The organism is Phenylobacterium haematophilum, from assembly GCF_014196295.1.
GTDB lineage: Bacteria > Pseudomonadota > Alphaproteobacteria > Caulobacterales > Caulobacteraceae > Phenylobacterium > Phenylobacterium haematophilum.
On the sequence record NZ_JACIDK010000012.1, the window covers coordinates 19999 to 42266 of the forward strand.

Consider the following 22268-nt stretch of genomic DNA (forward strand, 5'->3'; position numbering starts at 1 on the left):
GATCAGGTTTTGAAAACCGAACGTCGCCAGCGGATCGCCGCGCCGGCGATGCCGAAGCCGGAGATCATCAGCGCCCAACTGGCCGGTTCCGGGATTAGCGCGACCTGCCCGCGGATCTCTCCGCCCCGCGCAAACGTCGTGTGGACGTTAAAGTAGGCTTGGCCGCCGTTCGCCGCTACGAACGCGGCGTTGTAGGCGGCGGGCGCATTGAGGTCGAAGCCCTGGTTGTAACTCCCGCTGGCGCCGCCGGTCGGAAAACCCGGGAAGCTGGGCGTCTGTGTGGCGACGCCTGCATTGGCCGGCGCGGCGGCGCAGCAGCGGCCGTGAGCGGCGGCGACATCGCCGATGAGGTTGCTGATCGTCGAGGCCGCGAGCAAATCGCCATCGATGGTGAGGAAGGCGACGCCGCCGCCTGGCGAGGCGACCGGCGGGTTCTCGTCGGCCCCGAGCAGGGTCGCCTTGTAGAACGAAGCAGCCGTCGCCGGGCCGTCGAGCGACGGGCCTGTCAAAGCCAAGCTTGCCGCGATCGCAGCAAGCTTGAACGTGGGGTAAGACACTACGACCTCCGCATCCGAGCTTTGGGACGTCGAATTTTACTAAGGGCCCGCCATCCCCAGCCTAGGAACATACGGGCCGACAAGCGTGGTTCGTGATGCGCGGGCAGATCTTGTCGTTAACAGATTCTTCCGCCCAACCGGTCGAGCTGTCAACGGCAGTTAGCCGAGCAGATTCAACGCCGCAGGCTATGCTTGACGCTTGCGGTCGACAGCGCGACTCTGCCGTTCAACGATCAGACAAAGACATGCACAGGGAGGCCGTTATGGCCGATGGTTCGATCTCGAGCGTGAGCTCGTTGAAGGGCAAGGTCAGCGCCGAGGAATGGCAGGCGCGCGTGGATCTGGCGGCCCTCTACCGGTTGGTCGCGCTCTATGGCTGGGACGATGCGATCTACACCCACATCTCGGCGCGGCTGCCCGGCCCCGATCACCAATTTCTGATCAATCCCTACGGGATGTACTTTGGCGAGATGACCGCGTCGGCGCTGGTCAAGATCGACCTCGACGGCAACATTCTCCAGGAGACCCCGTATTTCATCAATCCGGCGGGGTTCACGATCCACTCGGCCATCCACGCGGCTCGCGAGGATGCCCACTTCGTGATGCACCTTCATACGGACCAGGGGGTGGCGGTCGCTGCGCAGAAGGACGGTCTTCTTCCGCTGTCGCAGCACGCGCTGATCGTGCGCACCATGCTGGCCTATCACGACTATGAGGGGATTGCTCTCAATCTGGACGAGCGAGAGCGTCTTGTCGCCGACATCGGCGACAAGAAAATGATGCTGCTGCGCAATCACGGCACCCTGACGGTCGGGGAGACCGCCGCCGAGTGCTGGATCAACATGTTCTACCTGGAGCGGGCCTGTAAACAGCAGGTCATGGCGTTGTCGGCCGGCCGCGAAAACGTGCTGCTCGCGCCGCAGGCCGCGCAGGACGAAGTGAAAGCGCAGATGTCGCGCGGTCTGGGTGGAGGATTGGCCTGGCCGGGTGCGTTGCGCCTGCTCGATCGGTCGCTTCCGGGCTACGACGTCTAGAGGTCTTCCTCAGGACTGTTCAAGGCGGGCGTCCGATCTCGGGCGCCCGTTTTCTTTGCAGCGATGACCCCAATACGGAATTGTAAGCTTCAACCCGTGTCATGGCCGGGCATATCCATCTTGTATTTCAGAGCCGACACGCAAAGCCATCGTTCTGTCACTGGACGGCGCCCATATCGTCGCCATAAGACGCGCTTCGATTCAGTGTCATCCAATCTCATTTTTCGAGCCGTCCCGGAGATTCCGTAACTTGTTGCGACGCCACTTTTTCCTCGTCGGCGCGATTGTGATCCTCGGCCTTATGGTGGCCGCGGGCGGCTGGAAACTCACCCTGGGTAAGAAGGAGGGGCCGGGAGGCCCCGGTGGCGGCGCCATGGCCGCCCCGAAGGGCGGCGGCGGTCCTGGCGGCGGGGGCGGACGCGGCGGCGGCATGGGCGGCCCGTCGCCGGTCAAGGTGGTCGGGGCGGAGAACAAGACCTTCGTCGACGCCATCGACGTTATCGGCGTCGCCAAGGGCCGCCAGTCTGTGACCTTGACCGCAGCGGCGACCCAGTTGGTCGACAAGGTTCGCTTCAGCGATGGACAATCGGTTCCCAAGGGCGCGGTGCTGGTTGAACTAAAGGCCACCGAGCAGAGCGCCGGCATCGCCCAGGCGCAGGCGCGTATGGTCCAGGCGCAGCGCGATTTCGATCGCTGGAAACAGCTCGCGGCCCAGGGGTTCGCCTCAAAGGCCGCGCTCGACCAGCGGGAGGCCGCCTATCTCGCCGCCAAGGCCGACGTCGACGCCGCGCGGGCCCGCGAGGGCGACAGAATGATCCGAGCGCCGTTCGCCGGCGTCGTCGGGCTGTCGGACATCGCGCCCGGGGCGCTGGTCAATCCAGGCGCGGCGATCGTGACCCTGGACGATATCTCCAGCGTGCGCGTGGATTTCGAAGTGCCGGACCGCTATCTCGCCTCGATCCGCGAAGGCCAGCCGATCACGGCCCGTATTGACGCCTATCCCGGCCAGGTGATCCAGGGGCGGATTCAAAAGCTGGACACCCGCATCGACGAGCGCACCCGCGCCATCACCGCCCGTGCCGAGTTCCCGAACCCGGACCGAAAGCTTAAGCCCGGCATGATGCTGCGCGTGGCGATCGCGCAGGGGCAGCGCCAGGTCGTCGCCGCGCCGGAATCGGCGGTGTCGGTGCAAGGCGACTCGGCCTTCGTCTTCGTGGTCAGCAGGCAGGGCGACCAGGCGCGGACCGAACAGCGGCCGGTGCTGACCGGCATTCGACAGGACGGCTTCGTCGAGATCCGCGACGGGCTGCGCCCGGGCGAACAGATCGTCGCCGACGGCCTCAACAAGATCCAACCGGGCCAGCCGGTCCGCATCCTGGCGTCCCAGACGGGCGCAAAGCCTGGGGCGCGCGCGGCGCGGCCTGACGCATGATGCTGTCGGACATCTCGGTCCGCCGGCCCGTCTTCGCAGCGGTCGCGGCGATCATCCTCTGCGTCGTCGGCGTGGCGGCCTTCGCCTCGCTGACCGTTCGCGAACTGCCCAGCGTCGATCCGCCTGTGGTTTCGATCTCCACGACCTATCGCGGCGCGTCGGCCGAGGTGGTCGAGGAGCGGATCACCGAGGTCATCGAGCGGCAGATTTCCGGCATTCAGGGGATCGACCGCGTCAACTCTTCATCGCGTGACGGCCGTTCGAACATCAACATCTCATTCCGGCTCGACCGGAACCTCGACGATGCGGCCAACGATGTACGCGACGCTGTCAGCCGTGTGGCGTCCAACCTGCCTCTGCAGGCCGATCCGCCGCAGATCGCCAAGGCGACCGCCGACGGTTCGCCGATCATGTTCATCTCGTTCGCTTCGACGACGCTGAACCGACTGCAGCTGTCGGACTACGCCCAGCGGTATCTGGTCGAACGTTTTTCGACGGTGCCGGGCGTGGCCCAGGTGTTCGTCGGAGGCAGCCAGCTCTATTCGATGCGGATCTGGCTCGATCCCAACGCCATGGCGGCGCGCGGGGTGACTGTCGATGACGTCGAGAACGCGCTGAACAGCCAGAACCTCGAACTTCCGGCCGGCTCGCTCGAAGCGCCGGACAAGGATTTCACCATCCGGGTCGGCCGCGGTTACTCCACGCCGGAGCAGTTCGCCCAACTACCGGTGGTGGCGTCCGGCGCCCGGACCGCGGTGGCGACCGCCAACGCGACGCAGGACTACGTCACCCGCCTGGGCGATATCGCGCGCGTGGAGGAGGGGCCGGACGAGCGCCGCCGCAGCTTCCGCTCGAACGGCCGTGATCAGGTCGGCATCGGCATCACTCGTCAGTCCCAGGCCAACGATCTGGAGATCTCGCAGGGCGTCCGCGACCTGCTGCCGGAACTGAACAAGTCGTTGCCCAAGGGCACTGTGCTGGAGGTGGCGGTCGACTACACGGTCTTCACCAAGCATGCGCTTGAGGAAGTCTGGATCACGATGGGGATCTCCATGGCGCTGGTCGCCCTGGTCAACTTCATATTCCTGGGCACCTGGCGCGCGGCGCTGATCCCGTCTGTCGTGGCGCCGATCTGCATCCTTTCGACCTTCATTGTCCTGGCGCCGCTAGGCTTCTCGCTCAACCTGCTGACGCTGCTGGCCTTGGTGCTGGCCATCGGTCTGGTCGTCGACGACGCCATCGTCGTGGTCGAGAATATCCAGCGGCGAATAGACGACGGCGAGCCGGCCATCGTGGCGGCGCAGCGCGGCGCGCGACAGGTGTTCTTCGCGGTCGTCGCAACGACCATCGTGCTGATCTCGGTGTTCGCGCCGCTGATGTTCCTGCCCGGCTATATCGGACGCTTGTTCGTCGAGCTGGCGGTGGCCATCGCCTCGGCCGTGGCCTTCTCTGCGCTGCTGGCGCTCAGCCTGTCGCCGATGCTGGCCTCCAAGCTGCTGCGCCCCGCGCACGGCGAGGGTTTCCTGGCCCGGCGCGTCGATGCGGCCATGGGCAAGCTGAAGTCGTCCTATCACGCCTCGCTGGAGGCGCTTCTGGGCGACCGTCGCGCGACCTTCGCCACCATCGGGCTGGTTGTCGTGCTGGCCGCCGGCGCCGGCGGACTGTTCTCGGTGCTGCCGCGTGAGTTGGTGCCGGAAGAAGACCGTGGTCGGGTCGACCTCAACATCGTCGCGCCGGAAGGCGCCGGCTTCGACTACACGATGAAGGCCGCGGCCCAGGTCGAGGCCCGGCTGCAGGAGTTGCTCAAGGACGGCGAGATCACCCGCTACATCCTGGGCGTCCCGCGCTTCGGCGGCACGCAGTTCAACAGCGGCTTCGGCAACGCCAACGTGACCGAAGGCTCGGGCGTCACGTCCAACGAGCTGGCCGCGAGCCTCAATCGCGAGCTGTCGTCGATCACGTCGGTGCGGGCGATCGCCTCGGTGCGGCCGGCCTTCCAGCGCGGCGGCGGGGGCGGCGGCAGCGGCGTCGACGTGATCGTCGCGGGCGACGACTACAATCAGATCGCGGCCTGGATCAAACCGCTGCTGGCGGCGGCCGAGGCCAATCCCGGCTTGGCGCGGGCGCGTCTCGACTACGAGCCGACCAGCCCGCGCGTGCTGGTCAACATCGACCGTGAGAAGGCGGCGGCGCTGGGGGTTTCGGCCCAGGCGGTCGGCCGCGCGTTGGAAAGCAACTTCGGCACCCGGCGGGTGACGACCTACATCAAGAACGGCCAGGAATACGACGTCCTGCTGCAGACCGACCGCGAGCAGCGCCAGACCGAGCGGGACATCGGCAACCTCTATGTGCGTTCGAGCTCGGGCCAACTGATCCCGCTGTCCACCGTGGTCACCACCGAAGTGCGGGGCGACACGCCCGACCGCTCGCGGGTCGACCGTCTGCGTTCGGTCACCCTGTCGGCGCAGCTGAACCCCGGCTATCCAGTCGGCGACGCGGTGAAGTTCTTCGAAGCCGAGATCGCCAAGCTGCCGCCGGGGCCGCAGATCAAGTGGGGCGGCATGGCCCGCGACTACCTGGAAGCCGGTAGCGCCGTGGGCCTGGCGTTCGGCATGGCCCTGCTGCTGGTGTTCCTGGTGCTGGCCGCGCAGTTCGAGAGCTGGATCCACCCGGGAGTGATCATGCTGACCGTGCCGGTGGCGGCGCTGGGAGGGCTGTTCGGCCTGCTGATCGCCGGCTCGACCATCAACACCTACAGTCAGATCGGCCTGATCATCCTGATCGGCATCGCCGCCAAGAACGGTATCCTGATCGTCGAGTTCGCCAACCAGCTGCGCGACGAGGGGCTGTCGATCCGCGAGGCGGTGATCGAGAGCGCTTCGCTGCGTCTGCGCCCGATCATCATGACTTCGATCGCCGCCGCGGCGGGCGCGATCCCGCTGATCATGTGGGGCGGCGCCGGCGGCGAGAGCCGCAAGACCATCGGTGTGGTGATCTTCTTCGGGGCGATCTTCGCGACCCTGCTCACCCTCTTCATCGTGCCGGTGTTCTACAATCTGCTGGCGCGCTTTACTAAGTCGCCGCAGACCACGGCCCGCCGGATCGAGGCCTTCGAAGAGGCCGAACAGGCGCGTGCGGCCAACGCCGCCGAATAGCCCCGTCAGGGGCGACTGCCATCCATAACGAAAAAGCCTCCCCCAGCGGGGGAGGCGAGTTGTCGGGGTGGCGCCGGCTGTGACAAGGGGGTGTCACAGGCGCCGGCGCAGGATCTCGGCTGACAGATGCAAGCGCAGCCTCGACGGCGTCGTGCTGCGACCGAATGCAATTCTCGTCAAGGTTGCTGTTTGGAAGTGCTACCGTCTCACGGCGCCTTATAGCCGGTTTCGACCTTCAGGAAGGCGATCAGATCGATGCGGTCCTTCTCGTCCTTAAGGCCGGCGAAGGTCATCTTGGTTCCGGGCAGGAAGGTGCGCGGCTCGGCCAGCCACTTGTCCAGATGCTCTGCGTCCCAGACGAAGCCAGCGTTCTTTACCGCCTCAGAATACTTGTAGTTATCAAGCGCGCCGGCCTTGCGCCCGAACACGCCGTGCAGGTTGGGTCCGGTCAGGTTTGCGCCGCCCTCGACGATCGTGTGGCACGAGCGGCACATGGCGAACTTGGCCTTGCCGTTGTCGATGTCGGCGGTGTTGTAGGGAGCGGGCAGGCTGGCCAGGACGGCGGCCTTTTCGGCGTCGGTGGGCTCATGCTCGGCCGCTGGAGCCGGGCCGGGTTCGGCAGACTTCTCGCCGCCGCCCTGGCCGCACCCACTGAGCAGGGCGCAGGAACCCAGGACGGACAGCATTAGCGCATGGCGCATGTTCGAAACCCCTTAGCCAAATCGTGACCGCAAGCTAGTCAAGCGCCGCCGCGTTGCAAGGCGCGTCGACGTCGCTCCTTCTGGATTGTCTCGTCCAGGGATTGCAGGAAGCGCGAGCGGTCGTTGCGGTCGAAGGGGCGTGGGCCGCCGAGCATTTCGCCTGTGGAACGCAATTGCTCCATCAGCGCCCGCTGGGCTATCGCCGAGCCGATCGAGTTTTCGGTGAAGGGGCGGCCGTTGGCGCCGAGCGCATAGCCGCCGGCCTTCAGCACCCGTTCGGCCAGCGGGATGTCGTTGGTGATCGCCACGTCGCCAGGAGAGATGTGTTCTGCGATCCAGTCGTCGGCGACGTCGGGGCCGGCGTCGACGATCATCCGCGCGATCAGCGGCGACGGCGGGATCTGCATGAAGGCGTTGGAGACGACCCAGGTCTTGAGCCCGTAGCGCTGGGCGACCTTGTAGGTTTCGTCCTTCACTGGGCAGGCGTCGGCGTCGATGAATATCTCGATCGGTTTCAGGTTCATGCAAGCCCGCCTGCAGAAAAAGGAACGCCGCCAGTCCCGGAGAATCTACGGGGGCCTTCATAGCGCTTGTTGTGGGACAGGCGAAGGCGACGGCCTGCCTGCGCCCTGCGGCGGCGGGGGCTTGGCAGCCGGGGCGGGGCGTGGCATCGGTCGGCGGCGCACGGACTGCGCCGGCTTAGCTCAGTTGGTAGAGCAGCGGTTTTGTAAACCGAAGGTCACGGGTTCGAATCCTGTAGCCGGCACCATCGCCCTTGCGAGGGCGATCTTGACCCTGGGCGACTGCGAACCTAGCTAGGGGCCGCGAGGAACGACCTCCCCCAAAATCATGGGCATCAATGTCCGGGACGGCCCGGCTCTTCGAAAGGAGGGCCGCCATGGCCTGGATTCTTCTGTTCATCGCCGGACTGCTCGAGGTGGTCTGGGCGTTCTCCATGAAACAGTCGCACGGGTTCACACGCCTCGTGCCGAGCGTCATCACCATCGGGACCATGATCGCCAGCTTTGGCCTGCTGTCAGTGGCGATGCGCACCCTGCCGCTTGGTACGGCCTATACGGTCTGGACGGGCATCGGCGCGGTCGGGGCGTTCCTGGTCGGCATCGCCGTGCTCGGCGAGCAGATCAGCACCATGCGTATCCTCGCGGCGGTGATGATCGTCGGCGGCCTGGTGATGATGAAACTGTCCAGCTCGCAATAGAGCGAGCAAACCGGGCCTAGGAAGAAACACGCGACCGGAAGTAGTCTCCGGACGTGACCGGCCGGCGCCGCAAGAGCGCCGGCCGCTTGTTTCTGATTTCCCCAGGGGGAGGGGCTCTATGGCCGACAGCGCAGCCGCCGACCGCCGTCATCGACTGAAGTCGATCATCGGCGGGTCCACGGGCAACCTGGTCGAGTGGTACGACTGGTACGTCTATTCCGCCTTCACTCTCTACTTCGCTCCGATCTTCTTTCCGGCCGGCGACCGCACCGCCCAGTTGCTGAACGCCGCGGCGGTGTTCGCCGTCGGCTTCCTGATGCGGCCGATCGGGGCCTGGATCATGGGGATCTATTCCGATCGCAAGGGCCGCAAGGCCGGCCTGACGCTGTCGGTCTCGCTGATGTGCGCCGGCTCGCTGCTGATCGCGGTGACGCCGGGCTACAATCAGATCGGCTGGATCGCGCCCGCCTTGCTCGTGCTCGCGCGGTTGATGCAGGGCCTGAGCGTCGGCGGCGAGTATGGGGCCAGCGCCACTTATCTCAGCGAGATGGCCGGCAAGAAGCGGCGCGGCTTCTTCTCGTCCTTCCAGTACGTGACGCTGATCTCGGGTCAGCTGCTGGCCCTGCTGGTGCTGCTGCTGTTGCAGGCGATCCTGCCGGAGCCGGACCTCGAGGCCTGGGGTTGGCGGATTCCGTTCGTGATCGGCGGAGCGCTAGCGGTGGTGGTGTTCTATCTGCGCCGCGGCTTGGCCGAGACGGAGTCGTTCAAGAACGCCCAGTCGAGCGATGCGCCAAAGTCGAGCGGGTTTGCGCTGTTCAAACACTATCCCCGCCAAGCCTTCACGGTCATCGCGCTGACCGCCGGCGGCACGCTCGCCTTCTATGCGTACTCGACCTACATGCAGAAATTCCTTGTCAACACCTCGGGCTTCAGCCGCGAGACAGCGACGGCGATCAGCGCGGCGGCGCTGTTCGTCTACATGCTGATCCAGCCGGCCGCCGGAGCGCTGTCGGACAAGATCGGGCGCAAGCCGCTGATGATCGCATTCGGCGTGCTGGGCGTGGCCTTCACCTATCTGATCTTCACGACGCTCTCGAAGACCAGCGACCCCTATGTCGCCTTCGCCATCGTGCTCGGCGCTCTGGTCATCGTCACCGGCTACACCTCGATCAACGCGGTCGTGAAGGCCGAGCTGTTCCCGGCCCACATCCGGGCGCTGGGGGTGGCGCTGCCCTATGCGCTGGCCAACACCATCTTCGGCGGCACCGCGGAGTACGTGGCCCTGTGGTTCAAGGCCCAAGGGATGGAAAGCGGCTTCTACTGGTACGTCACCGGCATGATTGGCGTCTCGCTCATCACGTACTTGCGGATGCGCGACACCCAGAAGCACAGCGAGATCGCCGAGGACTGACGGAACGGCGGGGGCCGGCGCGAGGTTGATCCTGGAAACAAAGCAAGGAGAGACCTCATGGCCGCCCCCGACGCCATCGCTCTGCTCAAGGCCGACCATCGCGCAGTCGAGGCCTTGTTCGAAGACTTCAAGAAGGCGCGCGGCGCGGCGCGAAAGGCCGCCATCGTCCACCAGATCTGCGTCGATCTGACGGTCCATACGATGATCGAGGAGGAGATCTTCTATCCGGCCTGTCGCGGCAAGATCGAGGACAGCACGCTGGACGAGGCCTATGTCGAGCACGACGGGGCCAAGCTGATGATCGCCGAGCTGTCGGACGCGGCGCCGAACGAGGCGTTCTACGACGCCAAGGTCAAGGTGCTGTCCGAAGAGATCCGCCATCACGTCCACGAGGAGGAGATGCGCTCGGAGGGCATGTTCGCCCAGGCGCGGCAGGCGGGCCTCGACATGGATGAACTCGGTGAGCGGTTGATGGCCCGCAAGACGCAGCTGAAGACGCAATTCGGGACGACGGGATTGCCGATCCAGCAAACCCATTCGATGCGTGGCGCCGTGATCGAGCACGTCGGCATGCGCCACTAGCGACATGCCCCGTCACCTGAGGTTGGAATAGACGCGCGCCTATGGTCACCTGCGGCCAAAGCAGGGAGCGCGCCATGAACTTCGAAGAGTACCGCAAGCAGGATGCCGTGGGGCTGGCCGCAATGGTGTCGAAGGGCGATGTGAGCCCTTCGGAACTGCTGGAGACGGCCGTCGCGCGAATGGTCGCGGTCAATCCGAAGATTAACGCGGTGACCATGGATCTCACCGAATGGGGCCGCCAGGACGTCAAGCGCGACATCTGGGGCGGGCCCATGGCTGGGGTGCCGTTCCTTTTGAAGGACCTGGGCGCGCAACTCGCCGGCTCACCGACGACGGCGGGCTCGGCAGTCTTCCGCGACGCGACCGCAGCCGCCGACAGCGCCATCACCACCGCCTACAAGGACGCCGGCCTGGTGTTGTTCGGCAAGACCAACACCCCTGAGTTCGGTCTTATGCCGGTGACCGAGCCGGCCTTGCTCGGCGTCTGCCGCAATCCTTGGGACACCGGTCGCACGCCCGGAGGGTCTTCCGGCGGGGCCGCCGCCGCAGTGGCGGCAGGGATCGTGCCGGCCGCCCATGCGAGTGATGGCGGCGGATCGATCCGCACCCCGGCCTCAGCTTGCGGCCTGTTCGGCATGAAGCCCTCGCGCGGACGGGTGTCGTTCGCGCCTATGGGCGAGGGATGGGGCGGCGCCTCGATCCAGCACGCGGTGACACGCTCGGTGCGCGACAGCGCCGCGCTGCTCGACGCCGTGTGTCAACCCCAGCCTGGCGATCCCTACTTCCTGGCGCCGCCGGAGCGGCCGTACGCCGAGGAAGTGCGTCGCGACCCCGGCAAGCTGGCGATCGGCTTCACCACCGCCGCGCTGGCCTCCGATAGCCTGGACCCGGAGTGCGCGGCTGCGGTGCTGGACGCCGCCAAGTTGTGCGAGGGGCTCGGCCATATGGTCGAGGAGGTGCGCGTGCCCGGCGATCTTGCGGCCATGCAGCAGGGGGCCGGCGACGTGATCGCCGCCAGCATCGCTGCGACCCTCGACGCCGAGGGCGAGCGCCGCGGCCGCCCGGTGACCGACGGCGACGTCGAGATGCTGACCTGGCTGATGTACCAGCGCGGCAAACAGATCAGCGGCGCGGCCTATGTGCGGGGCCTGGCCGCGATCCACGCCTATGGCAGGGCCATGGCGGGCCTGTTCCAACAGTACGACGTGCTGCTGCTGTCCACGCTGGGCAGCCCGGCGATTCCGGTCGGCCACCTGACCGAGGATCCGCGTGAGTACACGAAGCGGCTGTTCAAATTCATGCCGAACACCCAGGCGTTCAACAACACCGGCCAGCCGGCGATGACCGTGCCCCTGGCCTGGAGCCAGGGCGGGCTGCCGATCGGCATCCAGTTCGTCGGCCGGATGGGCGACGAGGCGCTGCTGTTCCGACTGGCCGGGCAACTGGAGCAGACGCGGCCTTGGTTCGATCGCGTGGCGCCGCTCTAGAGGCGCGGGCGCGTACGCGGCCGGCAGGGACCTGGGGTCGGAGTCGGCGGGGGGCGGCATCGTCTGCTCGGAGCGCCACGGCTCCGACCTGGGCGGCGAGGTCGTCGACGCCGAGGCGTTCCAAGCGCCGATGCGGATGCCGACTAGTCGTCGGCCTTGCGGCGCAACTGCAAGAGGTAGACAGCGATGACGCCGGTGGCGACCAGGCCGATCAGCAGGCTCGAGACGGCGTTGATCTCCGGGCTCACCCCCAGGCGCACCTGACTGTAGATCCGCATCGGAAGGGTGGTGGCGCCTGGCCCGGAGGTGAAGCTTGCGATCACCAGGTCGTCGAGCGAGAGGGTGAAGGCGAGCATCCAAGCCGCCGCCACGGCAGGCCCGATGTTGGGCAGGGTGACCAGGAAGAACGACTTGATCGGCGGGCAGCCGAGGTCCTGCGCGGCTTCTTCGAGCTGCTGGTCGAAGGCGGCTAGACGCGCCTGGATGACCACGCACGCGTAGCACATGGTGATGGTCGCGTGGCTGACGGTGACGGTCCAGAAGCCGCGCGGCAGGCCCAGCGAGACGAACAGCAACAGGAGCGACAGGCCGAGGATCACCTCTGGCATGACCAGCGGCGCAAACACCATGCCCGAGAAGAGCGTGCGTCCGCGGAAATGTCTGGCGCGGACCAGGGCGATGGCCGCCAGCGTACCGAGGATGGTGGCGATGGTCGCGGAGATCAGTCCGACCCTGAAGGTGACCCAGATTGCGTCGAGCAGTTGTTCGTTGCGGAACAGCGAGGCGTACCAGCGGGTGGAGAACCCGCCCCAGACGGTGACCAGCCGGCTGGCGTTGAACGAGTAGACGACGAGCAGGACGATCGGCAGGTAGAGGAACCCGAAGCCGACGACCAGGGCGGCGATGTTGAAGCCGGTGAGGCCGCGCTTCATCGCCCGAGCTCCGTCAGCTTGGCTTGCTGGCGCTGGTAGAGCACGATCGGGATCACCAGGGTGAACAGCAGCACGATCGCTACCGCCGAGGCGGCCGGCCAGTCGCGGTTGGCGAAGAACTCGGTCCAGATGGTCTTGCCGAGCATCAGGGTCGAGGAGCCGCCGAGCAGGTCGGGGATCACGAACTCACCGACCATTGGGATGAAACAGAGCAGGGAGCCGGCGGCGACGCCGGGCAGCGACAGCGGGAAGGTCACCCGCCAGAACGCTTCAAGCGGCGTGCAGCCGAGGTCGGCGGCGGCTTCGAGGAGGTCGTGCTGCTGGCGTTCGAGCACCGCATAGAGAGGCAGGACCATGAACGGCAGATAGGCGTAGACCAGGCCGATGTAGATCGCGGTGTCGGTGTTGAGCAGCGAGACGGGCCCGAGGCCGAAGGCGCGCAGGGCGACGTTCAGCAGGCCCTCGGGCTTGAGGATGCCGATCAACGCGTAGACCCGGATCAGGAAGCTGGTCCAGAACGGCAGGATCATCGCCATCAGCAACGCCTTGCGCACCGACGGTGTGCAGCGTGCCATGGCGTAGGCCAAGGGGTAGCCAAACAGTAGCAGGATGAAGGTGGCGACGCCCGCGAACTTCAGGCTGGAAAGATAGGCGACGACATAGAGCCGGTCGGTCGGCAGCCGGGCGTAGGTTTCGAAGTCGAGGCCGGCAAGGAAGGTCTTCAGCCCGGCCAGACCCTGTGACCAATCCAGGCGCGGGGCGTAGGGCGGCATCGCCAGGGCCGTTTCCGACAGCGACAGCTTGGCCACCAGAAGGAAGGGAAACAGGAAGAACAGGCCCAGCCACAGGAACGGCGCGAGCGCCGCCAGGCTCGTGCGGTCGCCGCGCGCCTTCACTGGGTCAGCACCACGCCCGCGTCGCGGGCGAAGGTCAGCCAGACCTGATCGTCCCAGTCGACCGGGCGGTCCACGAAGCGGGTGGCGTTTGCGCGGGCGGCTCGGATGGTGCGGCCGCTCTCCAGCTCGACCAGATAGGTGGTCCAGTCGCCGAGATAGCCGATGTCGGCGACTTTGCCGGCCATGCGGTTGGGACCGGGCGGCGGCTCGTCCAGATGGACCTGCATTTTCTCCGGCCGCACGGCGAGCCAGGCGGTCGAGCCAACCGGGATGCGGTCGTCCTCGACAACGTCGAAGCCCTTGGGAGAGTCGACGCTGGCCATGCGGACGGTGAGGCCGTCGGCGTGCTCGGCGACGCCCTCGAAGATGTTCACGTCGCCGATGAAATCGGCCACGTAACGGGAGTTGGGCGCCTCATAGACGTCGGCTGGGCGGCCCATCTGAACGATCTGGCCGGCGCGCATGACTGCGATGCGGTCGGCGGTGACCATGGCCTCTTCCTGGTCGTGGGTGACAATCAGGAACGTCATGCCAAGCTGCTGCTGGAGGGCCATCAATTCCCACTGGGTCTCCTCGCGCAGCTTTTTGTCGAGCGCGGCGAGCGGCTCGTCGAGCAGCAGCATCTTTGGCCGCGGAGCGATGGCGCGGGCCAGGGCGACGCGCTGGCGTTGGCCGCCGGACAGTTGGTGCGGCTTGCGCCGGGCCAGGCCCTCAAGGCGCACGAGCGAGAGCATCTCGGCCACGCGGGCGGCGACTTCGTCCTTGGGCATGCCCTGCTGCTTCAGGCCAAAGGCGATGTTCTTCTCCACGCTGAGGTGGGGGAACAGTGCGTAGGACTGGAACATCATGTTGACCGGCCGCTCGTGCGGCCGCTTGCCGGCCAGGTCCTCGCCGGCCAGCAGCACGCGGCCCTCATCGGGCGTCTCGAAGCCGGCCAGCAGGCGCATGAGCGTGGTCTTGCCGCAGCCCGACGGCCCAAGCAGCGCGAAGAACTCGCCAGGATAGATGTCGAGCGAGACGCCGTTGACGGCCGTCTCGCCGTCGAACCGCTTCACCACCTTCTCGAAACGCACCAGCGGCTTGGCCGTGGGGTCGGTCCACGGCGCAAAGGTCGAACGGACCGCGCCGATGTTCAGGCGCGGGCGGCTGCGTTCGGTCATCTAACCGCTTCCTACTGGCCGGTCTGCACGCGGGTCCACATGCGCGTGACCTCGCGCAGCAGGGCCTGGTCCTTGGTGGTGGTCACAAAGAGACGCTTGAACAGGTCCGGCGTCGGATAGACGTTCGGATCGCCGCGCACCGAGGCGTCGACCATGGGCGTCGCCGGCAGATTGGCGTTGGCGTACTGGGTGTAGTTCGACGCCTTCGCGATGACTTCGGGCCGCAGCATGTAGTCGAGGAACTTGTAGGCGGCGTCCGGATTGGGCGCGTCGGCGGGGATGGCGAACACGTCGAACCAGACCTGGCTGCCCTCCTTGGGGATGACGTAGGCGAGTTCCACGCCGTTCTTCGCTTCTTCCGCGCGAGCCTTGGCCTGCAGGATGTCGCCCGAGTAGCCGACCGCCACGCAGATGTCGCCGTTGGCCAGCGCCTCGACGTACTCAGAGGAGTGGAACTTGCGGATGAACGGCCGGGCCTTGACCATCATCTCGGTCGCGGACTGGTAGTCGGCGACGTTCTTGGAATTGGGATCCTTGCCCAGATAGTTGAGGGCGACGGCGTACATGTCCTCGGAGGCGTCGAGATAGTAGACGCCGCAATCCTTGAGCTTGGCGAGGTTGGCCGGATCGAACACCACCGACCAGCTGTCGATGTTCACGCCTGGCAGGCGCTTGGCCACTTGCTTGACGTTGTAGCCGATGCCGATGGTGCCCCACATGTAGGGGACGGTGTATTTCTGACCCGGATCGAAGGGCTCCATGTGGCTCATGATGTCAGGCCACAGGTTCTTGTTGTTCGGCAGCTTAGACTTGTCGAGCTGGGCGATCGCGCCGGCGGTGATGTAGCGCGGCACGTTGTGGTTCGACGGCGCGACGATGTCGTAGCCCGTGTTGCCCTGCAGGACCTTGGTCTCGAGGATTTCGTTGGAGTCGAAGGTGTCGTATTGGACCTTGATCCCCGTTTCCTGGGTGAAATCGGCGAGGATCTGGGGGTCGATATAGTCCGACCAGTTGTAGATCTTCAGAGTCTGGTCCTTGGCAGCGCCGCCTTGGCCGCAGGCGGCCAGGGTCATGCTCATAACCAGGACAGCAGCCGTGCCCAGCGCCTTAGTCCACATGCCCACTCTCCAACTTGCCCGAAGGGCAGCTTATAGGGCCAAGCCGACAGATTTTAAGTGCTAATGCGCAAGGAGCGCTTCCGATGCCCACCTCCATGGCGATGATCGCCCCGGTCCTGCTGCTCGTCGCCTCCAACATCTTCATGACCTTCGCCTGGTACGGGCACTTGAAGGTCGAGCACCGGCCCATCTGGCTCCTGGTGCTGGTCAGCTGGGGGGTCGCCTTCTTCGAATACTGCCTCGCGGTGCCGGCCAATCGGATCGGGCGCGAGTTCTACTCACCGGCCGAGCTCAAGACGATGCAGGAGGTCATCACTCTGGCCGTCTTCGCGGTGTTCTCGATCACCTATCTGGGCGAGCGGTTCACGCTGAACCATATGATCGGCTTCGCACTGATAGCGGCGGGCGCCGTCTTCATCTTCAAGGGGCCGCTCTAGCGCTTTGCCGAACCGACCCTGCGCCCTATAAGCCGCGCTCCCTCCTCATTACGAGAGAAGCCATGTCCCGCATTCTCATCACCTCGGCCTTGCCCTACATCAACGGGATCAAGCACTTGGGGACGCTTGCGGGCTCCATGCTGCCGGCCGACGTCTATGCGCGTTTCCAGCGCGCGCGCGGCCGTGAGACGCTCTACATCTGCGCCACCGACGAGCACGGCACACCGACCGAGCTGGCGGCCGCCGAGGCCGGCCTCGATCCGGCGACCTTCTGTGCCCAGCAGCACGATGTTCAGCACGACCTGGGCCGCAGGTTCGGCCTGTCGTGGGACCACTTCGGCCGCTCGTCCTCGCCGCAGAACCACAGGCTGACCCAGCGCTTCGCCCAGCAGTTGTGGGAGGCGGGTTTCATCGAGGAGCGCGTCACCCAGCAGGTCTACTCGAACGCCGACAAGCGATTTCTGCCGGACCGCTACGTGATCGGCACCTGCCCGCACTGCGGCTACACCGCCGCGCGCGGCGACCAGTGCGAGAACTGCACGCGGGTGCTGGACCCGGCCGACCTGATCAAGCCGCGCTCGGCCGTGTCGGGCTCGGAAGACATCGAGATCCGCGATTCCAAGCATCTGTTCCTGCGCCAGAGCCTGTTCTCGGACAAGCTGCGCAGCTGGATCGACAGCAAGAAGGGCGAGTGGCCGCTGCTGGTCACGTCCATCGCCCTGAAGTGGCTGGACGAAGGGCTGCAGGACCGCGGCATCACCCGCGACTTGGAATGGGGCGTGCCGGTCAACGCCTTCGAGTGGGGCGCCAATCCGCAAGGCCAGACGCCGGATGTCGAGGGCTTGGCGGGCAAAGTTTTCTACGTCTGGTTCGACGCACCGATCGAGTACATCGCCGCGACCTGGGAATGGGCCGACGCCCGCGCGGCGGAGGCCGGCCGCGGTCCGGCCGCCGACGCCGAGTGGGAACGCTGGTGGCGCGGGGCCGAGGCCGCCGACGTGACTTATGTGGAATTCATGGGCAAGGACAATGTGCCGTTCCACACCGTCGGGTTCCCCTGCACGCTGATCGGGATCAACGAGACGCAGGAAGCGGACGGTTCCTGGAAGGTCGTGAACAACGCCCCCTGGAAGCTGGTTGATCAGCTCAAGGGCTTCAATTGGCTGGACTATTACGGCGGCAAGTTCTCGACCTCGCAGAAGCGCGGGGTGTTCATGGACCATGCGCTGGAGCTGCTGCCGGCCGACTACTGGCGCTGGTGGGTGACGGCGAACACGCCGGAGACCTCGGACTCGACCTTCACCTGGGAACAGTTCCAGGCGCAGGTCAACGCCGACCTGGCCGACGTGCTGGGCAATTTCGTCAATCGAATCCTCAAGTTCACCGAGGCGCGCTTCGAGGGCGTAGTCCCGGCCGGCGGCGAGCCCAGCGAGCTGGAGACCAAGCTCTACGCCGACGTGAACGCCAAGCTCGCCGAGTTGGCCGAGTTCATGGAAGCGCGCGAGTTCCGCAAATCGACGACCGCCCTTCGGCAGCTTTGGGTGCTGGGCAACCAGTATCTTACCGAAGCGGCCCCCTGGACGGCGATCAAGACCGACGTCGAGCGCGCGGCGGTGGTGGTGCGCACGGGCCTGAACCTGGTGGCTTTGTTCGCCAAGGTGTCGGAGCCGTTCATCCCGTTCGCCTGCGAGAAGATCGCAATCGCGGTGGGCGAGGACTATCCGGCGCAGTGGCCGAGCGCGCAGGGCGCGGCGGTCCTCGACATCCTGCCGGCCGGACGCAAGGTCGCCGCGCCGGAGGTTCTGTTCAAGAAGGTCGAGAACGAGCAGGTGGCCGAGTGGCTGGAGCGCTTCGGCGGTCCGGAAGCGGCGGCCTGACGACCTAGACGGCTGCGCGGCCGAAGCGGTCGCGCAGCAGTTCGGCCCCGCTGACCAGGCTGATCCCGGCCAGGACCAGCAGCGCGCCGGCGACGAAGGCCGGCTCCAGCGGCTCGTGCAGCACCACGACGCTGAAGACGACGCCGAACAGCGGCGTCAGGAACGACAGGATCGACAGCCGCGAGGCCAGGTACTTCCGCAGCAGCCAGAACCAGATCACGTAGCTGATCAGGGTGATGACGATGGTCTGGAAGCCGAGGTTCAGGGCGACGGTCGGGGTCAGGTTGACCCCGGTCTCGCCGCGCAGGGCAGCGATTCCCAGCAGCATCACGCCGGCGAAGGCGACCTGATAGAACAGGGTCTTAACGGCCGGAGCGTCGGAGAGGCGCGAGCCGCGGATGGCCACGGTGGTCAGGCCCCAGGCGAGGCCCGCCAGCAGCCCCATCGCATCGCCGATCAGCATGTCTCCGCTGACCTGGTCGCCCGCGCCGAGGAACGAGACGGCGATGCCGCCGAAGGCGACGGCGACGCCGCCCCACTGCAGCAGCTTCAGCCGCTCCTCGCGGAAGCGTAGATGCAGGCCGAGCGCCGAGAAGATCGGGGCGCTGTAGAGGAAGACGACCATGTGCGAGGCGCTGGTCAGCACCAGGCCCTGGGCGATGAACAGGAACTCCAGCCCAAACAGCAGCCCGACCAGCAGGCCGGCGGGCAGGGTGCCGTCGGCGAAGGCGCGGGGGCCTTCGTTGCGGAAGGTGACGGCGCCGAGCACGACGGCGGCCATGCCCGATCGCAGCGCCATCTGCATCACCGGCGTGACGTCGGCGGCGATCAGCTTCACGGCGATCTGCTGAAAGCCCCAGCATAGGCAGAGCGCGACCATGACGCTGAAGGCGAACAGGTCGAGGGGCTTGCGCGGAGCCATCAGACGCTGGCTTGGCCGTTCAGCACCGGCACGCAGCCGCCGCCGATTGTGGCGCGCACGCCGTCGGCGGCCCGCCGGGCGGTGGCGCGCAGGCGTGAAGGACGGCCCATCTCGACGCCTTGGACGATGTCCCAGGCGCCTTCGGGCGCGTCGGAGAGCGAGAGCAGCAGGGCGGCCAGGGTGGCGTTGGCGCTGCCGGTGGCGGGGTCTTCAACCGTGCCGGAATTGGGCGCGAACATCCGCGCACGCAGTTTCCCGGGGGCGTCCTCGACGTAGAGGTGCAGCGACAGGCGGTCGCCGAACTCCGGGAAGTCGAGCGCGGCCTGGCGGAACGCCGGGAGGTCGGGAGCCGCGCGGCTGAGGGCCTCGGGCGTGACCTGGGCGATGACGAAGGTGACGCCCACGCTGGCCTCGATCGGCCGATGGGCAGCGACGACGATGTCGTCAGGCGCCAAGCCGGCGCAGGCGGCGATCTTCTCGACCGGCAGTTCCACGCCCAGCGACAAGGCTTGCGGCGCGGCGATGACGCCGCCGCCGTCCTCGATGCTCACCTCGACAATGCCGGCGGGGACCTCGAGGCGCAGGGCCTGACCCCGGCCCATCTGCGAGAGCACCCAGCCAGTTCCGACCGACGGGTGGCCGGCGAAAGGCATTTCGGCGGTGCGGTTGAAGATGCGCACGCGGGCGGTGTTGGCCGGGTCCTGCGGCGGCAGGATGAACGTCGTCTCGGAAAGGTTCATCTCGGCGGCCAGCGACTGCATCTGACCGTCGGTCAGGCCGCGGGCGTCGGTGAATACGGCGAGCGGATTGCCGCCGAACCGGGTGTCGGTGAACACATCTAGGGTGACGAAGGGATAGTCGGCCATGTTGCGCGTCCAGGCGGGGGAGGGGCTATGACTTGACATAAGTTAGTCGATTGGCAAAGTACCGAAATGGAAATCGCAGACCTGCTTCGCGCCCTGGCCAACGAGCGCCGGCTGCAAATCCTTGATTGGCTGAAGGATCCGACAGCGCACTTTCCGCCCCAGGTGCATGGCGACTTGGTGGAGGACGGCGTCTGCGGCGCGTTCATCGCCGACAAGCTTGGCGTCAGCGCCCCGACCTTGAGCGAGCACATGCGCCTGCTGGTTCAGGCCAAGCTGGTGGTCCCCAAGCGCATCAAGCAGTGGACGTTCTATCGCCGGGACGAGGCGGTGATCGCGCAGGCGACGCGCCGCATCGCCAAAACGGTCTAGGCTGAAAACGAAAACGCCGCCGAACCCAGGGCTCGGCGGCGACGTCGTTCGAAAATCCCGAATCTAGTGCGCGGGGGCCGGGGCCTTCGGCTTGATGTCGAGGAAGTCGGGCATGGTCGCGTTGTAGGCGGGCGTGTAGCCAAGGTCGCGGACGATGTCCTGGTGGCCTTGCCACATCATATGAAGGGCGACGTAGAGCACGATGGCCAGGCCGATGTAGCCGATCCAGCGGTACTTGTGCAGCAGACGCGCGATGTAGCTGGCGGCCACGCCCATCAGAGCAATCGAAAGCAGCAGGCCGAACACCAGGATGGCCGGATGCTCGCGGGCCGCGCCGGCGACCGCCAGGACGTTGTCCAGCGACATCGACAGGTCGGCGATCAGAATCTGGATGAAGGCGGCGCGGAAGGTCTTCGGTTGGCGGGCCACCGCCTCGGCCGACGGTTCAGTGCTGGGGTCGTCGTCCATGACTGCGCCGGCGATGGCTTCCTCATGGGTGGCCTGTTCGCGTAGTTCGCGCCACATCTTCCAGCAGACCCAGAGCAGCAGCAGCCCGCCGGCGAACAGCAGGCCGACGATGCCGAGCAACTGAGCGGTGATCAGAGCAAAGCCGATCCGCATTGTAACGGCGGCGGCCAAGCCCCAGAGGATCGCCTTGCGCCGCTGCTCGGGCGGCAGACCGGCGGCGGCCAGCCCCACGGCCACGGCGTTGTCGCCGGCCAGCACCAGGTCGATCATCAAGACGGAAAAGAGGGCGGCGAGGGCGCCTGGGGCGAAGAGACTTTCGATCATCGAGCCTTGAATGCGTCAGCCGCCGCGCGTCCGCAACCGGTTAGCTGCGTGGGCGGCCACTTTCGCGACCAATGCGCGTTTTCTAGGGTCGGGTTCGGCTGGCCTCATAAAGCGCGACGGCTGCGGCGGCGGACACGTTCAGGCTCTCAAATCCGCCAGGCATGGGGATTTTGGCCAGTTCGTCGCAGTGTTCGGCCACCAAGCGGCGCAGGCCCTCACCCTCGGAACCTAGGACCAGCACCGTCGGCCCGCCGTCAAGCGCCTGGTCCAGATAGGTATCGGTATGGCCATCGAGACCCACGGCGCGCCAGCCGAGGTCGGCGAGCGTCTCGAGCGCACGTGAAAGATTAACGACGTGGGCGGTGGGAATCTTATCGACCGCGCCGACCGCGGCCTTGGCCAAGGCGCCCGTGAGCTTGGGTGCGTGGCGGTCCTGCAGAATGACCCCGGCGGCGCCGAACGCCGCGGCGGACCGCAGGATCGCGCCGACGTTCTGGGGATCGGTGACCTGGTCGAGCATCAGCAGCACTGCGCCGCGCTTGGTCTCGAAGTCCTCAAGCGCGACGGACTCGAGCGGCGGGATGCGCAGGGCGATCCCCTGGTGCACGGCGCCCTGGGGCAGAATCTGGCTGATGGCCGCCGACTCGACGACCTCGAGCGCCTTGGGGCGGCCGAATCGAGATTCGAGCTCCTTGGCCCGGTCCGGCGTCGCCAAGAGCCGCTGCGGCGCGCCTCTTTTCCTGTTGGAAAGTGCGGCGAAAACAGCGTGCCAGCCCCACAGCCACTCGTCGAAACCGTTATCTGGCTTGCGGTTGAAGGGTCTCGGGCCCGATTTTCTCGGACCTTTCGAGTGCGCGTTGCGTTCGCGAGGGGAGGACACTATAAGACGCGCTCCAAATCGGGGGCCGGACAGGTTCTTCGCTCAGGCGGGGAGCAGTGTCCAGGCATCCGATCTGGCTCTGAGCGCGCTGGGGGAATGTCCCGAGCGGCAAAGGGGGCGGACTGTAAATCCGCTGGCGTACGCCTTCGCAGGTTCGAGTCCTGCTTCCCCCACCACGCGCTCGGAGCGTGACTTTAAGGAGACTGGCGCGACCCCGCGCATCCTTCAGCGGCGGGTATAGCACAATGGTAGTGCAGCAGCCTTCCAAGCTGAGGATGCGGGTTCGATTCCCGCTACCCGCTCCAACTTCTGAATTTCAACCGCCGGCAGGATCCCGATGGCCAAGGAAAAGTTCGAACGCACTAAGCCGCACTGCAACATCGGCACGATTGGTCACGTTGACCATGGCAAGACGACGCTGACGGCTGCGATCACCCTGAC

22 protein-coding genes and 3 tRNA genes are annotated in these 22268 nt (G+C 66.3%); 14 read left to right on the plus strand and 11 right to left on the minus strand.

Annotated features, from left to right (window positions below; translation table 11 throughout):
- Nucleotides 1-2: 2 nt before the first annotated feature.
- Nucleotides 3-557 carry a CHRD domain-containing protein gene (locus GGQ61_RS20920; protein WP_183777006.1) on the minus strand — a complete coding sequence of 185 codons (555 nt, stop codon included), beginning with the start codon at nucleotides 555-557 and terminating at the stop codon, nucleotides 3-5.
- 263 nt (nucleotides 558-820) lie between these two features.
- Here GGQ61_RS20920 and GGQ61_RS20925 point away from each other — a divergent pair, with 263 nt between their 5' ends.
- From GGQ61_RS20925 to GGQ61_RS20935, 3 genes are all read left to right on the plus strand, one after another.
- On the plus strand, nucleotides 821-1591 hold the full coding sequence (locus GGQ61_RS20925; protein ID WP_183777007.1) for a class II aldolase/adducin family protein: 771 nt from the start codon (nucleotides 821-823) through the stop codon (nucleotides 1589-1591).
- A gap of 253 nt (nucleotides 1592-1844) precedes the next feature.
- Nucleotides 1845-3023 (plus strand): efflux RND transporter periplasmic adaptor subunit, encoded by a 1179-nt coding sequence (locus tag GGQ61_RS20930; RefSeq protein WP_246371148.1) that lies wholly within the window; start codon nucleotides 1845-1847, stop codon nucleotides 3021-3023.
- Nucleotides 3023-6178, plus strand: a complete 3156-nt coding sequence (locus GGQ61_RS20935) for an efflux RND transporter permease subunit (RefSeq protein WP_183777029.1) — start codon at nucleotides 3023-3025, stop codon at nucleotides 6176-6178. The genes GGQ61_RS20930 and GGQ61_RS20935 overlap by 1 nt, the downstream gene beginning before the upstream one ends.
- Before the next feature lie 206 nt (nucleotides 6179-6384).
- Here GGQ61_RS20935 and GGQ61_RS20940 read toward each other — a convergent pair whose 3' ends face one another.
- Both GGQ61_RS20940 and GGQ61_RS20945 read right to left on the minus strand, forming a co-directional pair.
- Nucleotides 6385-6879 (minus strand): c-type cytochrome, encoded by a 495-nt coding sequence (locus GGQ61_RS20940; RefSeq protein ID WP_183777009.1) that lies wholly within the window; start codon nucleotides 6877-6879, stop codon nucleotides 6385-6387.
- 38 nt (nucleotides 6880-6917) lie between these two features.
- A complete protein-coding gene (locus tag GGQ61_RS20945) occupies nucleotides 6918-7403 on the minus strand; it encodes a YaiI/YqxD family protein (protein ID WP_183777010.1) in 486 nt (161 codons plus the stop codon).
- Nucleotides 7404-7572: 169 nt separating this feature from the next.
- Between GGQ61_RS20945 and GGQ61_RS20950 the strand changes: the two genes are divergently transcribed.
- The 5 genes from GGQ61_RS20950 (at nucleotide 7573) to GGQ61_RS20970 (ending at nucleotide 11578) form a co-directional block, all read left to right on the plus strand.
- A tRNA-Thr gene (locus GGQ61_RS20950) sits at nucleotides 7573-7648 on the plus strand.
- Nucleotides 7649-7777: 129 nt separating this feature from the next.
- Nucleotides 7778-8098 carry a quaternary ammonium compound efflux SMR transporter SugE gene (gene sugE / locus GGQ61_RS20955; protein WP_183777011.1) on the plus strand — a complete coding sequence of 107 codons (321 nt, stop codon included), beginning with the start codon at nucleotides 7778-7780 and terminating at the stop codon, nucleotides 8096-8098.
- A gap of 118 nt (nucleotides 8099-8216) precedes the next feature.
- Nucleotides 8217-9509: an MFS transporter gene (locus GGQ61_RS20960; RefSeq protein ID WP_183777012.1), complete on the plus strand. Its 1293-nt coding sequence runs from the start codon at nucleotides 8217-8219 to the stop codon at nucleotides 9507-9509.
- A 57-nt stretch (nucleotides 9510-9566) separates the two neighbouring features.
- Entirely contained in the window at nucleotides 9567-10091 is a 525-nt protein-coding gene (locus GGQ61_RS20965) for a hemerythrin domain-containing protein (RefSeq protein ID WP_183777013.1), read from the plus strand.
- A gap of 74 nt (nucleotides 10092-10165) precedes the next feature.
- Nucleotides 10166-11578 carry an amidase gene (locus GGQ61_RS20970; RefSeq protein WP_183777014.1) on the plus strand — a complete coding sequence of 471 codons (1413 nt, stop codon included), beginning with the start codon at nucleotides 10166-10168 and terminating at the stop codon, nucleotides 11576-11578.
- 143 nt (nucleotides 11579-11721) lie between these two features.
- Here GGQ61_RS20970 and GGQ61_RS20975 read toward each other — a convergent pair whose 3' ends face one another.
- Genes GGQ61_RS20975 through GGQ61_RS20990 form a run of 4 tightly spaced genes read right to left on the minus strand, consistent with a single transcriptional unit; the run spans nucleotide 11722 to nucleotide 15684 of the window.
- Nucleotides 11722-12510: an ABC transporter permease gene (locus GGQ61_RS20975; protein WP_183777015.1), complete on the minus strand. Its 789-nt coding sequence runs from the start codon at nucleotides 12508-12510 to the stop codon at nucleotides 11722-11724.
- Nucleotides 12507-13406: an ABC transporter permease gene (locus tag GGQ61_RS20980; RefSeq protein WP_343056250.1), complete on the minus strand. Its 900-nt coding sequence runs from the start codon at nucleotides 13404-13406 to the stop codon at nucleotides 12507-12509. The genes GGQ61_RS20975 and GGQ61_RS20980 overlap by 4 nt, the downstream gene beginning before the upstream one ends.
- Nucleotides 13403-14566 carry an ABC transporter ATP-binding protein gene (locus GGQ61_RS20985; RefSeq protein WP_183777016.1) on the minus strand — a complete coding sequence of 388 codons (1164 nt, stop codon included), beginning with the start codon at nucleotides 14564-14566 and terminating at the stop codon, nucleotides 13403-13405. The genes GGQ61_RS20980 and GGQ61_RS20985 overlap by 4 nt, the downstream gene beginning before the upstream one ends.
- 11 nt (nucleotides 14567-14577) lie before the next feature.
- A complete protein-coding gene (locus GGQ61_RS20990) occupies nucleotides 14578-15684 on the minus strand; it encodes a polyamine ABC transporter substrate-binding protein (protein ID WP_183777017.1) in 1107 nt (368 codons plus the stop codon).
- Between the two features lie 83 nt (nucleotides 15685-15767).
- Between GGQ61_RS20990 and GGQ61_RS20995 the strand changes: the two genes are divergently transcribed.
- Both GGQ61_RS20995 and metG read left to right on the plus strand, forming a co-directional pair.
- Nucleotides 15768-16121, plus strand: a complete 354-nt coding sequence (locus tag GGQ61_RS20995; protein ID WP_183777018.1) for a DMT family protein — start codon at nucleotides 15768-15770, stop codon at nucleotides 16119-16121.
- Nucleotides 16122-16183: 62 nt separating this feature from the next.
- Entirely contained in the window at nucleotides 16184-17998 is a 1815-nt protein-coding gene (metG, locus tag GGQ61_RS21000) for a methionine--tRNA ligase (RefSeq protein WP_183777019.1), read from the plus strand.
- 4 nt (nucleotides 17999-18002) lie between these two features.
- On the opposite strand, the gene GGQ61_RS21005 is transcribed toward metG, so the two are convergent.
- Nucleotides 18003-18920, minus strand: a complete 918-nt coding sequence (locus GGQ61_RS21005) for a DMT family transporter (protein WP_183777020.1) — start codon at nucleotides 18918-18920, stop codon at nucleotides 18003-18005.
- On the minus strand, nucleotides 18920-19786 hold the full coding sequence (locus tag GGQ61_RS21010) for a PhzF family phenazine biosynthesis protein (RefSeq protein WP_183777021.1): 867 nt from the start codon (nucleotides 19784-19786) through the stop codon (nucleotides 18920-18922). Before GGQ61_RS21010 ends, GGQ61_RS21005 begins: the two co-directional genes overlap by 1 nt.
- Nucleotides 19787-19852: 66 nt before the next feature.
- Here GGQ61_RS21010 and GGQ61_RS21015 point away from each other — a divergent pair, with 66 nt between their 5' ends.
- Nucleotides 19853-20155, plus strand: a complete 303-nt coding sequence (locus GGQ61_RS21015; RefSeq protein WP_183777022.1) for an ArsR/SmtB family transcription factor — start codon at nucleotides 19853-19855, stop codon at nucleotides 20153-20155.
- Between the two features lie 63 nt (nucleotides 20156-20218).
- On the opposite strand, the gene GGQ61_RS21020 is transcribed toward GGQ61_RS21015, so the two are convergent.
- Together GGQ61_RS21020 and rlmB are read right to left on the minus strand one after the other, a co-directional pair.
- Complete coding sequence (locus GGQ61_RS21020; RefSeq protein WP_183777023.1) at nucleotides 20219-20947, minus strand: TerC family protein; 729 nt, start codon at nucleotides 20945-20947, stop codon at nucleotides 20219-20221.
- A gap of 82 nt (nucleotides 20948-21029) precedes the next feature.
- Nucleotides 21030-21827 carry a 23S rRNA (guanosine(2251)-2'-O)-methyltransferase RlmB gene (rlmB, locus tag GGQ61_RS21025; protein ID WP_183777024.1) on the minus strand — a complete coding sequence of 266 codons (798 nt, stop codon included), beginning with the start codon at nucleotides 21825-21827 and terminating at the stop codon, nucleotides 21030-21032.
- 90 nt (nucleotides 21828-21917) lie between these two features.
- Here rlmB and GGQ61_RS21030 point away from each other — a divergent pair.
- The 3 genes from GGQ61_RS21030 to GGQ61_RS21040 form a co-directional block, all read left to right on the plus strand.
- Nucleotides 21918-22003: transfer RNA gene (locus GGQ61_RS21030), tRNA-Tyr, on the plus strand.
- Nucleotides 22004-22058: 55 nt separating this feature from the next.
- Nucleotides 22059-22132, plus strand: a tRNA-Gly gene (locus GGQ61_RS21035).
- A 32-nt stretch (nucleotides 22133-22164) separates the two neighbouring features.
- A partial coding sequence (locus GGQ61_RS21040) for a GTP-binding protein (protein WP_183777025.1) occupies nucleotides 22165-22268 on the plus strand: 104 nt, incomplete at its 3' end.